This is a genomic window from Sphingobium sp. HWE2-09 (assembly GCF_035989265.1).
GTDB lineage: Bacteria > Pseudomonadota > Alphaproteobacteria > Sphingomonadales > Sphingomonadaceae > Sphingobium.
This window is the reverse complement of sequence record NZ_JAYKZX010000003.1, coordinates 2,777,789-2,791,108: the sequence shown is the minus strand read 5'-3', so window position 1 is coordinate 2,791,108 and position 13,320 is coordinate 2,777,789. Positions and strand designations below refer to the sequence as shown.

Sequence of the window (13,320 nt, the reverse complement as noted above, 5' to 3'; positions counted from 1 at the left end):
GGCCGCTATCTAATCGCGCCGCATGTCGGCGGCCAGTTGTTTCAATCGATATATGTGATCGAGCGCCTCACGCGGGGACAGGGCGTCGGCATCGATCGCCGCGATCGCCGCCAGCAGCGGGTCGGGCGCGGCCTCTTCCTGCGCCGCCACCGCCGCGAACAGCGGCAAATCGTCCAGCCCCGCCGCGATCCCGCCGGTCTTCGCCTTCCCCGCTTCCAGCCGCGCCAGCACATCCTTGGCGCGCTTCAACACCGCTTGCGGCAGCCCCGCCAGACGCGCCACCGCCAGGCCATAGCTGCGATCGGCCGGACCCTGCGCCAATTCGTGCAGCAGGATGAGGTCGCCCTTCCACTCCCGCGCCCGCACATGATGCAGCGATAGCGACGTCAACGTCTCGGCCAGTCGCGTCAGTTCATGATAGTGGGTCGCGAACAGGCAACGGCAGCGATTGACCTCATGCACCGCCTCCACCACGGCCCAGGCGAGCGCCAGCCCGTCATAGGTGGACGTGCCGCGCCCGACCTCGTCCAGGATCACGAAGCTGCGCTCGGTCGCTTGGGCAAGGATCGCGGCCGTCTCGACCATCTCGACCATGAAGGTCGACCGCCCCTTGGCGAGATTGTCGGACGCGCCCACCCGGCTGAACAAGCGATCGACCAAAGTCAGCGTCGCCGCCTGCGCGGGCACATAGCCGCCCGCCTGCGCCAATATGACGATCAGCGCATTCTGCCGCAGGAAGGTCGATTTACCGCCCATGTTCGGGCCGGTGACCAGCCACAGCCGGTCGCTCTCGCTCAAACGGCAGTCGTTCGCGACGAAGGGTTGCCCCTCCTTGCGCAGCGCATCCTCCACCACCGGATGCCGCCCGCCTACGATATCCAAACACTGGCCCGCGCCATCGGCCGCGACGAAATGCGGCCGCTGCCAGCCACCCTCGGCCGCCCGTTCGGCGAGCGATGCGGCGACATCCAGCCGCGCCAGCGCGTCGGCGGCGCGCGCGATGTCGCTCTTGCGGTCCAGCACCGCGCCGATCAGTTCCTCAAGATGCGCCGCTTCGGCGACCAGCGCATGGGCGCCCGCCTGCGCCACCCGCCCGGCTTCCTCATGCAGGTCGATCGAATTGAACCGCACCACGCCTGCAAGCGTCTGGCGATGGGTAAAGCCGCTGTCTGGCGCCATCAGCGTATCGGCGGCGCGCGCTGGCACTTCGACATGATAGCCCAGCACACCATTATGCCGGATCTTGAGCGCCGCTATCCCGGTCTGCGCGCGATATTTCGCCTCCAGCGCGGCGATCGCCCGCCGCCCGTCGCTGCTCAGCCGCCGCAATTCATCCAGCGCGGGATCATAGCCATCGGCGATATAACCGCCGTTCGCCGTCTCGGTCGGCGGCGCAGGCACCAATGCACGCGCCAGCGCATCGACCAGCGCGCCATGCCCGTCCAGCGCAGGCAGCAATTGCACCAGCAGTTGCGGCGCATCGGCGATCCGCCCCAGCCGTTCACGCAATATCCGCGCTTCGCCCAGCCCATCGCGCAACTGCCCCAGATCGCGGGGCGACCCACGCCCCACCGCCACGCGCCCCAACGCCCGGCCGATATCCGGCAGCGCTCGCAGCGCGCCGCGCAGCTGGTCGCGCAAGGTCGCATCGTCATGGAACAGTTGCACCAGCCCCAGCCGCGCCTCGATCGCGCCCAGGTCCATCAGCGGCGCGGACAGATCCTGCCCCAGCAAGCGCGCGCCCGCGCCCGTCACCGTCCGGTCGATCGCGCCGAGCAAACTGCCCGCGCGCGTGCCGCTGGTGGTCGCGACGATCTCCAGGCTCTCGCGCGTCGCCGCGTCGATCGCGACATGGCCGCCGCTCGCCTTGCGCAGCGGCGGGGCCAGGAAGGGCAGGGTGCCCTTGCCCGCATGGTCGAGATAGGCGATCAGCCCACCCATTGCCGCCAGTTCCGCGCGGCCGAACTGGCCGAACCCGTCCAGCGTCGCCACCCCGAACAGCCGCTTCAACGCCTCTTCCGCCCGGGCGCTGGAAAAGGCCGTGCGGTCGAAGGGATGGCAATCCGCCACGTCCAACGCCGATCCTTCGGCCACCACCGTCTCGCTCGGCCGCAACCGCGCCAGTTCGGCGGGCAGGTCGCCGATCGGGCAGGTCATCGTCTCGAACCGGCCGGTCGAAATGTCCGCCGCCGCAATGCCGATCTCGCCCGCACTCTCGCCGCCGACCTGCGCCAGCGCGACCAGCATATTGTCGCGACGACTGTCGAGCAACGTCTCCTCGGTCAGCGTGCCCGCCGTCACATAGCGCACGATCGCCCGCGCGACGAGCGTCTTGCCGCCCCGCGCCTTGGCCTGCGCCGGCGTCTCGATCTGCTCGGCGATGGCGACGCGATGCCCGCCCTTGATCAGCCGCGCCAGATAGCCTTCCGCGCTATGCACCGGCACGCCGCACATCGGGATCGGCGCGCCGCCATGCTCGCCCCGGCTGGTCAGCGCGATGTCGAGCGTCGCCGCCGCTTGTTTGGCGTCATCGAAGAACAGTTCGAAAAAATCGCCCATGCGATAGAAAAGCAGGCAATCCTGCGCTTCGGCCTTGAGCGTCAGATATTGCGCCATCATCGGCGTGGGCGCGGCGGTATCGGTCGAAAGGGCCATGGCACAAGCCGATAGCGTGATCCTCCCACCGAAACCAGCGCTTCGCCCAAAGGCTCAGAAAATTGCGCTTCTCGCACTTGCCCACAGGATAACGTTACCGCTAGGGCCGCCTTGTTGTTCCAATATATGGGTGCCCGCGATGTCCGATCGATCGAATGTGGAATTTTCCGAGCGCGAGGCGCTGTTCTTCCATTCGACCGGCCGTCCCGGCAAGATCGAGATCATCGCGTCCAAACCGATGGCGACGCAGCGCGATTTGAGCCTCGCTTACTCGCCCGGCGTTGCGGTTCCCGTGCGCGCCATCGCCGCCGATCCGGCGACCGCCTATGATTACACCGCCAAGGGTAATCTGGTCGCGGTCATCTCCAACGGCACGGCGATCCTGGGCCTGGGCAATCTCGGCGCGCTGGCGTCCAAGCCGGTGATGGAGGGCAAGGCCGTCCTCTTCAAACGCTTCGCCGACGTCGACAGCATCGATATCGAACTCAAGACCGAAGATGTGGACCGCTTCATCGACGCGGTCGAACTGATGGAGCCGACCTTCGGCGGCATCAACCTGGAAGATATCAAGGCGCCTGAGTGCTTCATCATCGAACAGACGCTCAAGGAGCGGATGAACATCCCGGTCTTCCATGACGATCAACATGGTACCGCCATCATCGCAGCGGCGGGCGTCATCAACGCCGCGCTGCTGACCAGGCGTGAGATGAAGGACATGAAGGTCGTGGTGAACGGCGCGGGCGCCGCCTCCATTTCCTGCACCGAACTGATCAAGGCGCTGGGCGTCCCCCATGAAAATGTCATCATGTGCGACAGCAAGGGCGTGATCTACCAAGGCCGTACCGAAGGCATGAACCAGTGGAAGTCGGCCCATGCGGTGCGCACCGACGCGCGCACCTTGGCCGACGCGGTCAAGGGCGCCGACGTGTTCCTGGGCCTGTCGGTCGCCGGCGCGATGAGCCAGGATATGGTGAAATCCATGGGCGCCAATCCGATCATTTTTGCCATGGCCAATCCCGATCCTGAAATCCTGCCGCCCGACGCCCATGCCGTGCGCCCCGACGTGATCGTCGCCACAGGCCGCTCCGACTTCCCCAATCAGGTCAACAACGTCCTGGGCTTCCCCTTCATCTTCCGCGGGGCGCTGGACGTGCGGGCGACGACGATCAACGAAGCGATGAAACTCGCCGCCGCCCACGCCATCGCCGAACTGGCGCGCGAACAGGTGCCGGAGGAAGTGGCGAAGGCCTATGGCCGCTCGCACAGCTTCGGTCCGGACTATATCATTCCCGCGCCGTTCGACCCGCGCCTGATGGAGGTCGTCCCCGCCGCCGTGGCGCAGGCTGCGATGGAAACCGGCGTCGCGCAAAAGCCGATCGCCGACATGGCGGCCTATCGCCAGTCGCTCAAGGCCCGGCTCAATCCCACCACTTCGGTCCTCACCACCGCCTATGAAGTGGCGAAGGCCGATCCCAAGCGGGTCGTCTTCGCCGAAGCGGAGGAAGAAGTGGTGCTGCGCGCGGCGATCCAGTTCCGCGAACTGGGCTATGGCATCCCGGTGCTGGTGGGCCGCGGCGAAGTGGTCGACAAGCTGCGCGCGCTGGGCGTGCACGATCCGGAAAGTTTCGAACTGCACAACAGCGTCAATTCGCCGCTGGTGCCCGACATGGTCGATCTGCTCTACGCCCGGCTGCAACGCCGCGGCTATCTGCGCCGCGATTGCGAACGCATGGTCAATCGCGATCGGCACATCTTCGGCACGCTGCTGGTCAAGATGGGCGTCGCCGACGCGATGATCACCGGCACGACCCGGCCCTACAACCAGACGCTGCGCGAAGTGAAGCGGGTGATGGACCCGGCGGCAGGCCGCACCCCCTTCGGCATCCATGTGCTGGTGGCGAAGGACAAGACCGTGTTCATGGCCGACACCACCGTCAACGAACGCCCCACCGCCAGCGAACTGGCGGACATCGCAGAAGGGACGGTGGCGGTCGCCCGGCGCATGGGTCATGATCCGCGCGTCGCCTTCCTCTCTTACTCCAACTTCGGCAACCCGCCCGGCGCTTTCCTCGAAAATGTGCGCGGCGCGGTGAAGCTGCTCGACGAACGGCAGGTCGACTTCGAATATGAAGGCGAAATGACGGCGGACGTAGCGCTCAACCCGGTGGTGATGAAAAATTACCCGTTCAGCCGCCTGTCGGGTCCGGCCAACATATTGGTCATGCCCGGCCTGCAATCGGCCAATATCTCGGCCAAGCTGCTGCGGGAACTGGGCGGCACGACGATGATCGGGCCGTTGCTGGTCGGCATGGAAAAATCGGTGCAGATCGCCACCATGTCTTCCAACGCGTCGGAATTGCTGACGCTGGCGGTGCTGGCGGCGGGCGGCGTCGCGCTATAGGTTCGCGCCCTCGACTGAGCTTCTCGTCGGTGGACCTGCGCTTTTCACTTGCATCCCCGCTGCGCCGCAGCAGAGGGGGGATGGCATCAATGTTTCGGGAGCAAGGCATGAGCGTGGCCAGTTTCGATAGTGCGACCTTCCGCCGGGTGCTGGGCCATTACCCCACCGGCGTCTGCGTCGTTACCGCGGTGGAGGCGGATGGCGCACCGATCGGCATGGTCGTCGGCTCCTTCACCTCGGTGTCGCTCGACCCGCCGCTCGTCGCTTTCTTCCCTGCCAAAAGCTCGACCAGCTGGCCGCGCATCCAGGCGGTCGGCAAATTCTGTGTCAACATCCTCGCCAGCGATCAGCAGCCGCTCTGCCGCCAGGTCGCCGGTCCCGGCCCGGACAAGTTCGCCGGCATCGCCCATCGCGTCTCGGCCAATGGTTCGCCTATCCTCGACGATGTCGTCGCCTGGATCGACTGCACGCTCGACGCCGTGCACGAAGCGGGCGATCATGACATCGCGATCGGCCATGTCGTCGCGCTGGAAGTCGACCGTCCGGGCAGCCCCTTGCTCTTCTTCCAAGGCAATTACGGGGAATTTTCGCTGCTTGCATGAAGGAAAGGCGCGCGTCGCGCCGTCCCGGGGGGATTTGACGGGTTGATCGGGGGCGGAACTATTACCGCTCCTTAACCCACTCTATCTATGGCAGACTTGCCACACCCCTGACCGGATCGTTGCCCATGACCGCGCTACTCATCACCGTCGATACGGAATTATCCTCCTCCCTGCATCAGCGCGGCGTCAGTCTGGCGGACAATGTGGCCCGCTCCATCTGGGCGGAGGCGAAGGGGGGCGCCTACGGCATCGGCTGGCAGATGGACCTGCTCGACCGCCATGGGCTGACGGGCGTCTTCTTCCTCGATCCTTTGCCTGCACTGGTGCACGGCGCCGATTTCCTGGCACCGATCGTGCGCGCCATTGTCGGGCGCGGGCATGAGGTGCAGATGCACATCCACACCGAATGGCTTGCCTGGGCCAGGGAATCGCCTGTCGGTGGGCGGCAGGGCCGCAATATCGGCGACTTTTCCCTAGCCGACCAGATCGTCCTGCTTGGCCTCGCCAAACAACTGTTAGAGGATGCAGGCGCGCCCGCCATCACCGCCTTTCGCGCGGGCAATTTCGGCGCCAGCGACGATACGCTGCGCGCGCTCGCTACCTTGGGCGTCGCTTGGGACAGCAGCGTCAACCCCGCCTATCTCGGTCGCGAATGCACGATCGCGGCCGACCGCGCGCAGATCGGCGCGATCCGGCAGCATGGCGTCATCGAACTGCCGGTGTCGGGCATCGCCGACCGCCCCGGCGGCTTTCGCCCCGCCCAGATCTGCGCCATGTCGGCGGCGGAAATGCGCGACGGGCTGCGCCATGCCGCGCGCGAAGGCCATGACGCCTTCGTCGTCGTCACTCATAGTTTCGAAATGCTGTCCCGCGATCGCCAGCGTCCCAATCGTGCCGTCATGGCCCGGTTCGAAGCGCTCTGCCGCGAAGCCGCCCGCCTGCCCGGCGTGCAAGGGGCAGGCTTCAACGACCTGCCTGCCGACCTTGCCGACCGTCCGGCCCGCGCGCTGACCCGCGCCGCGCCCAGCCAGTGGCGCACGGGGCTGCGCATCGCGCAACAGGCGTGGGCGACATGGCGCTACGAACATCGACTGGTCCCTGCGTGACGGTTCTTCCCGGCGCATTACTTCTGGGTCTGGAAAATGCGATCGCGCTGACCGTGGTGCGCGAACTGGGCGAACATGGCGTGCCGGTGCATGGCGTCGCACGCAACGCTGCGGCGATAGGCATCGCATCGCGCCACTGCGCCGACTGGTCGCTGCGCCCGTCCGGGCCGATCGCCGACTGGCTGCCCGGCCTTATCGCCCACACCGGCGCCCGCGCGGTGCTGGCGATTTCTGAATCGGACCTCATCGAACTGGCGGCGCTGCCCTCTATGATTGGCGACTGCCACATCCTCGTCCCCCGGGCCGAACCGCTGGCGCGGGTGCTGGACAAGCTGCAGACGCTCCACCACGCCGCCGCCGCCGGGCTGCGCGTGCCCCAGACCTGGCAGCCACGCGAGGGCGAGGATTTTGCCGCCCGCGCGCATCAGATGCGCTACCCGCTGGTCGCCAAATGGGCCAATCCACCCGAAATCATGGCCGTGCTTGACCGGGCGGGGCTGGAATGGATCAAGACCGACTATGTCCGCACGCCCGACCAGTTGATCGCGCTGCTGAATCGCTATGCGCCCATCGGTCGCTGGCCGTTGATCCAGCAATATTGTCGCGGCGTGGGCCTGGGGCAGATGCTCTATATGCAGGACGGCCACGCCACCCTCCGCTTCCAGCATCGGCGCCTGCACGAATGGCCGCCCGAAGGCGGCGTCTCCACCCTCTGCCGTGCCGAACCGGCGGACGCCCATGGCGCGCAAATGGCGCTGTCGGAAAATCTGCTGCGCGCGCTCGATTGGGAAGGGCAGGCGATGGTCGAATATCGCTATGATGCCGACAACGATCGCTATTGGCTGATGGAGGTCAATGGCCGTTTCTGGGGCAGCCTGCCGCTGGCGCGCCATTGCGGCGCCGATTTCGCGTGGGAAGCCTATCGGCGCAAGATATTGGGCCAGGTCGATCCCGCGCCGACGCCGAACGACCGGTTGCGCGCCCGCTATATGGTGCCGGAAACCAAGCGGCTGGCGCGCATTCTCTTTGCCCCCGGCCGGATCGGCGATCCCTTCTTCCGCCGCCGTCCGCTGCGCGACCTGGGCGCCTATCTGCTCGCCTTTGTCGATCCGCGCGCCCGCTATTATGTGTTCAGTCGCTCCGATCCCCGGCCATGGTGGCGCGACATGACGCAGATGCTCAGGAAAGCCGCGCGCCGGGGAAAGCCCTGACCAGCCGCGCCACCGCCCGGTCGATCCTTGCCAGGCACGTCGCCATATAGCGATCGTCTAGGCTGTAGGGATCATGCAGATGCGGCAGCATCGGCCGGGTCCAGCGCCCCAGCAACATCCGTGGCAGATGCGCCAGACGCGGATCGGCGGCCAGCCGATGCAATTGCCGCACTTCCATCGCCAGCAACAGGTCGCCCTCCTGCGGCGCATAATCGGCCATGTCGACCGCCTTATGCGCCGACAGGTCGTGGCCCAGCGCCCGCGCCGCGATGATGGCGGGTTCATGCGCGGGTCGCCCGGTCGTGGTCGACAGGCCGAAGGACGCGCTGTTCAACCCCGCCCGCCGCGCCGCAACATCGGCAAAGGCGCTGCGGCAGATATTGCCCTGGCATACGAACACCAGCCGCTTCACCTGCGCCGGATCGGGCGCCACGCTGGCCGATCGGCCGAGCAGCAGTTGCGGATAGGAGAGCGCCAGGCGAACAAGCCCGCGAAAGGTGCCGAAGCGCGCCCGCATCATCGCCCGACCGCCTGCCGCAGGACCGGTTCAAATGTCATAAAGGTCAAGGCACAGATCCTTCGTCCCGGTCGTCGATCCGCGCAGGATGAGTTTCGATTGGAACGGTTCCGGGGGCGCGCTCCGGCCCGTCGCCGCCGCGACCGCCGCCTTGGCAAAGGCCCGTATCGGTTGTCGCACCGTCGTCAGCGGCGGAAATGTCATCCGGCCCTCGAGCGAATCGTCAAATCCGGCAATGGCGATATCGTCCGGCACCCGGTAGCCTAGCTTCTGCACCTGCGCCATCGCGCCCAGCGCCAGATAATCGGCCGCCGCGAAGATGGCGGTCGGCCGATTCCGCAGCGCCAGCAATGCCTTTGCCGCCTCGACGCCATCCTTGAAGTAGAATTCGCACCGCACCAGCAGATCGGGATCGAAGGGGATGTCGGCCTTCGCCAGCGCCGCGCGATAACCCTCCACCCGCGATTCCGTCGCCTTGGCCACTTCATGGTGCGCGATCATGCCGATGCGCCGGTGGCCCAGGGCGATCAGATGCTCCACCATCGCGGTCGATGCCGCCGCATCGTCGATCGCGACGGACAGGGCATCGTCGCTGGCCGATCCCAGCCTGACGATCGGCACGCCGCGCGTCGCCAGTTGCGCCAGCAGCCCTTCATGGTCCGCGAACGGGGGGATCAGGATGATCGCATCGCTGCGAACGCCATTGTCCATGCCGACGCCGCCCGCGCCGTTCGTCGCGTCAAAGGTTTCGATGACCAGATGATGCCCCACCGCATGGCAGGCCTCCGACACGGCCAACATCCACCGCGCGAAATAACTGCCCACGGCAGGCGGCATGATCAACGTAATGAAAAAGGACCGCTGCGTCGCCAATTGCCGCGCCGCCAGTGTCGGCCGATAATCCAGTTGCTGAATCGCCGCATCGACGCGCGCGCGCAATTCGGGCCGCACATTATAATGGTTGATCACGCGGGACACGGTCTTGAACGACACGCCGGCCCGCTGCGCTACATCCTTGATCGTGGCCAAAACCGACTCCGCTAAATCCCGAACACAGCCTTGCGACGCACAGCCATTCCGATCAAGCCGATTTGCAGAAATTGCGCCGACGATCCATCGACATTATGAAAATGCCGACGTTGTCACTTGCGGCGAACATCGTGTCGCTCCTGTTCATCAGGTAGATAGTTTTCAAGAACAGCGGATATCGCGAATTTTGCAGAGCCTAATATCCATGGAGGATCGACATCCTGCCTTTTCGATGGCAGCATGATGATTGAAAACACAACGTTGTCAGTGACTACCTTTATGGGGGCATCGGCGCGGCGGAAAGTTGGAAGGACCAGATAGGATGAAGCTCGCCCACATCGCCTTGACCGGCCTGCTCATCGGCACGGTTTCGACCGTCGCCAGCGGGCAAGCGCGTCAGGATCGCCGCGACGCCGTGGCGACGCCCGCCCTCTCGCCCTCTCGCCTCCCCAGCATCGGCACGGTCAGCGACCGCTTCCTGTCCTATAATGTGGAAATGGTCGAACTGACCGGCGGCCGTTTCTGGAAACCCTATGCCAGCGCCACCGCCACCAAGGGCAATCTGCACGAATATCGTCCGCCGATCGACCTGACCAACGCCCGCCTGCGCACGCTCGCGGCGGCGCTCGGGCCAGCCTATGTCCGCTACAGCGGCACATGGGCCAACGCGACCTATTTTGCCGACACCGAATCTCACACGGGCGACGCGCCCGTCGGCTATGACAGTGTCCTTACCCGCAAGCAGTGGCGCGAAGCGGTAGCGTTCGCCAAGCTGACCGATGCGCAAATCGTGACATCCATGGCGACCAGCCCCGGCGCGCGCGACAAGGATGGACTGTGGCAGTCCGACAATGCCCAGAGGCTGATCGACTATACCCACAGCCTGGGCGGCACGATCGCCGCGTCCGAATTTGCCAACGAACCCAATCTGATCGGCGGTACCAAGCCCCCCGCCAACTATTCGGCGGAAAAATACCTACGCGATTATGGCACATTCTACGACTGGATGCGCAAGGCGTCGCCCAAGACCCTCATCCTGGCGCCGGGCGCGTTCGAAATCGGCACCGCATATAAACTGCCCGCATCGTTCAAACTGATCGGCCGGGACGATCTGCTCGTGCCCAATGCGTTTCGGCCCGATGGCGTCTCGTTCCACTTCTATGGCGGCACGTCGAAACGCTGCATGGGGACGAAGGAAGCCGAAGCCCTGACCGACCCATGGCTCTCGTCCATCGACAGCGCCATCGCCGATACGCGCGCCCTGCGCGACAAGCTGGCGTCCGGCGCGCCGCTATGGCTGACGGAAACGGCGGAAACGGCGTGCGGCGGCAATCCCTGGGCGCAGACCTTCACCGACAGCTTCCGCTTCGCCGACCAACTCGCCCGTTCGGCGCGACAGGGGGTTCAGGTCTATATGCACAATACGCTGGCGGCCAGCGACTATGCCCTGCTCGACGAACATAGCTTTGCGCCGCGGCCCAATTACTGGGTCGCCTATTTGTGGCGCCGCATGATGGGATCGACCGTGCTGGACGCGGGCGCTACCCGCCCGGAAGACGGCTTGCGCGTCTATGCTCATTGCCAGCGCGATGTGCCGGGCGGGGTAACGCTGCTGGCGATCAACACCGATCGCCAGAACAGCAAGCCCCTCGCCATAACCGGCAAGGGCACGCTCTACAGCCTTACCCAAATGGGCGACGACACGGCGCAAGTCGCGCTCAACGGCACGCCGCTTGCCCTCGGGGAAAACGACGCGCTGCCGACCCTGAAGGGGCAAGCGACCGGCCGTCGCCTCTCCCTGCCGCCCGGCAGCATCAATTTCATCACCTTGCCCGCCGCCGCCAACGCCGCCTGTCGAGCGACGAAGGGTTGAAGAGAAAACCTACTGACCGGCGGCGATAACGGCGATATCCAGCGCCGCGCCGCCAGCCGCGATATCCAGCAGGCGATCGACATTGGGATGCGCGCCCGGGCGCTGGCGCGCATCGGCCGTATGCTCGGCAAACACGGCCAGCCCATGCGCGGCCGCCTTCGCGTCCAGCGTGCCGAACACCGCCTGCAGATATTGATAGACCGCCACCGACCCCTGCTTGCCCGGCTGGTTGTCGATACTGGCGACCACGCCACCTGCAGCATCCAGCAGGTCGATGCGCGCCACACCCTCGACCGATGGCAACTTCCGCAGATTATCTTTGAACGTCGCGCTCGGTTGAATCGTCGCCACCATCGTCATACCCCCACAATATCGCGCGCGCCGATAACAGCTTGCCGCGACGTGCGCCATGCGCAACGTTCGCACGAAAGCGATCGGCAATGGGAGGGCCGACAGGCATCATGCCGATAGTCGCCAGCAACGATCCGGCGCGACACATTATCTGCAAAAAAATAGAAAATTGGCGGAGACGGAGGCTGTAGTTTGGTAGGCTTAGACATTCCCGTAATTTCCAAAAATCATTTAGTATTAATGATTTACTTAATCATCAGTCTTTTCCGCTCCTATTTGATCCTGCCTATTCCAAAAGATTATGTGGGGCGATATGTGGTTCGGGATATCGGCGGAAATGAGATTTATGAGCGGATCGAAACCAGTAGGCGCACACAAAGATAAGCGGTTAACTGCCGCTACTGTTCGCAATCTTGAAAAAGCTGGTATGTATGCTGACGGAAATGGACTCTACCTTAAAGTCGTTGCTAAAGATTCGAAGCGATGGATACAACGCATTGTAATCAACCGAAAGCGGCGGGATATCGGACTAGGGTCTGCTAATCTCGTAACTTTATCAGAAGCCCGCGAAACAGCCCTACAGAACCGAAAGGCAGCTCGGGCAGGGGAAGACCCCCTTGCAGCTAAAAAGCTCTCTCAGGCTATCCTTACCTTCAAGGACGCGGCGGAGGCGGTCCACGCCCTTAATAAACCCACATGGCGCAACGAAAAGCATGGTGACCAGTGGATCAATACCCTCGATAAGTTTGCCTTCCCGTTGATCGGCAATAAGCGTGTCAGCACGATTACCAGTGCTGAAATTTTGCACGTTCTTTCGCCGATCTGGAACACTCACCCTGAAACAGCCCGGCGTGTAAAGCAACGCATTGGGACCGTTATGAAGTGGACAATGGCGAAGGGTTGGCGCACCGATAACCCTGCCGAAGCGGTGTCACAGGGGTTGTCGAAACATGACCGCTCCAAGGTGCAGCATCGAAAGGCATTGCCCTACGATAAGGTCGCAGACGCCATAGGCATCGTTCGATCCAGCGATGCGGGCACGGTAACAAAGCTCGCCTTTGAGTTCCTAGTGCTAACTGCCACCCGTTCGGTTGAAACTCGCGAAGCCCGATGGAGTGAAGTCGATTTTGAAAAGAAGCTCTGGACCATCCCGGCGAGCCGTATGAAGGCAAAGAAAGAGCATCGCGTTCCCCTTACCGATCGCTGCATTGCAATCCTGAATGCTGTTGCATCATTCAAACAGGCAAAGTCGGACCTTATCTTTCCGGGGACGAAGAGGACAGGCCGCTATCCGACATGACCTTCTCCAAGCTGATGAAGGAGTTGGGTATAGCAGCCGTGCCGCATGGCTTTCGGTCTTCGTTTCGGGATTGGGCTGGTGAAGCTACCGCGCACCCTAGAGAGGTTATCGAGTTCGCTCTTGCCCACGTTATTAAAGACAAGGCTGAGGCGGCCTATGCCCGCTCCGACCTGTTTGCGAAGCGGCGGTCGCTGATGAACGACTGGTGTCACTACATCAGTTCATCGTGAAATAAGAACGGTTCACCATCAGAAGTACTTACTTAATATCGTCTT

The 13,320-nt window shown here is 64.1% G+C and carries 11 protein-coding genes; 7 read left to right on the top strand and 4 right to left on the bottom strand.

Features of this window, described 5'->3' with window-relative positions:
- Positions 1-9 precede the first annotated feature (9 nt).
- Entirely contained in the window at positions 10-2,655 is a 2,646-nt protein-coding gene (gene mutS, locus U5A89_RS19150; protein ID WP_338162600.1) for a DNA mismatch repair protein MutS, read from the bottom strand.
- A gap of 139 nt (positions 2,656-2,794) precedes the next feature.
- On the opposite strand from mutS, the gene U5A89_RS19145 reads away from it, so the two are divergent.
- The 4 genes from U5A89_RS19145 to U5A89_RS19130 all read left to right on the top strand — a co-directional run bounded on the left by U5A89_RS19145 (position 2,795) and on the right by U5A89_RS19130 (position 7,975).
- Complete coding sequence (locus U5A89_RS19145; RefSeq protein WP_338162599.1) at positions 2,795-5,056, top strand: NADP-dependent malic enzyme; 2,262 nt, start codon at positions 2,795-2,797, stop codon at positions 5,054-5,056.
- A 107-nt stretch (positions 5,057-5,163) separates the two neighbouring features.
- The gene (locus U5A89_RS19140) at positions 5,164-5,658 is read left to right on the top strand and encodes a flavin reductase family protein (protein ID WP_338162598.1); all 495 of its coding nucleotides are present in this window, start codon (positions 5,164-5,166) and stop codon (positions 5,656-5,658) included.
- 125 nt (positions 5,659-5,783) lie between these two features.
- Positions 5,784-6,764: a polysaccharide deacetylase family protein gene (locus U5A89_RS19135; protein WP_338162597.1), complete on the top strand. Its 981-nt coding sequence runs from the start codon at positions 5,784-5,786 to the stop codon at positions 6,762-6,764.
- Complete coding sequence (locus U5A89_RS19130) at positions 6,761-7,975, top strand: carboxylate--amine ligase (RefSeq protein WP_338162596.1); 1,215 nt, start codon at positions 6,761-6,763, stop codon at positions 7,973-7,975. Before U5A89_RS19135 ends, U5A89_RS19130 begins: the two co-directional genes overlap by 4 nt.
- Here U5A89_RS19130 and U5A89_RS19125 read toward each other — a convergent pair.
- Both U5A89_RS19125 and U5A89_RS19120 read right to left on the bottom strand, forming a co-directional pair.
- The gene (locus U5A89_RS19125; protein WP_338162595.1) at positions 7,944-8,495 is read right to left on the bottom strand and encodes an arsenate reductase/protein-tyrosine-phosphatase family protein; all 552 of its coding nucleotides are present in this window, start codon (positions 8,493-8,495) and stop codon (positions 7,944-7,946) included. The two genes, U5A89_RS19130 and U5A89_RS19125, sit on opposite strands and share 32 nt — an antisense overlap.
- A 27-nt stretch (positions 8,496-8,522) precedes the next feature.
- Positions 8,523-9,521 (bottom strand): LacI family DNA-binding transcriptional regulator, encoded by a 999-nt coding sequence (locus U5A89_RS19120; RefSeq protein ID WP_338162594.1) that lies wholly within the window; start codon positions 9,519-9,521, stop codon positions 8,523-8,525.
- Between the two features lie 322 nt (positions 9,522-9,843).
- Here U5A89_RS19120 and U5A89_RS19115 point away from each other — a divergent pair, with 322 nt between their 5' ends.
- Complete coding sequence (locus U5A89_RS19115) at positions 9,844-11,394, top strand: glycosyl hydrolase family 79 N-terminal domain-containing protein (protein WP_338162593.1); 1,551 nt, start codon at positions 9,844-9,846, stop codon at positions 11,392-11,394.
- Between the two features lie 9 nt (positions 11,395-11,403).
- Here the strand turns inward: U5A89_RS19115 and U5A89_RS19110 are convergent, their stop codons facing one another.
- Positions 11,404-11,748, bottom strand: a complete 345-nt coding sequence (locus U5A89_RS19110; RefSeq protein WP_338162592.1) for a DUF2322 family protein — start codon at positions 11,746-11,748, stop codon at positions 11,404-11,406.
- Positions 11,749-12,091: 343 nt separating this feature from the next.
- Between U5A89_RS19110 and U5A89_RS19105 the strand changes: the two genes are divergently transcribed.
- Together U5A89_RS19105 and U5A89_RS19100 are read left to right on the top strand one after the other, a co-directional pair.
- A complete protein-coding gene (locus tag U5A89_RS19105; protein ID WP_338162591.1) occupies positions 12,092-13,045 on the top strand; it encodes a tyrosine-type recombinase/integrase in 954 nt (317 codons plus the stop codon).
- Positions 13,042-13,275, top strand: a complete 234-nt coding sequence (locus tag U5A89_RS19100) for a hypothetical protein (protein WP_338162590.1) — start codon at positions 13,042-13,044, stop codon at positions 13,273-13,275. Before U5A89_RS19105 ends, U5A89_RS19100 begins: the two co-directional genes overlap by 4 nt.
- The last annotated feature ends 45 nt before the right edge of the window (positions 13,276-13,320 follow it).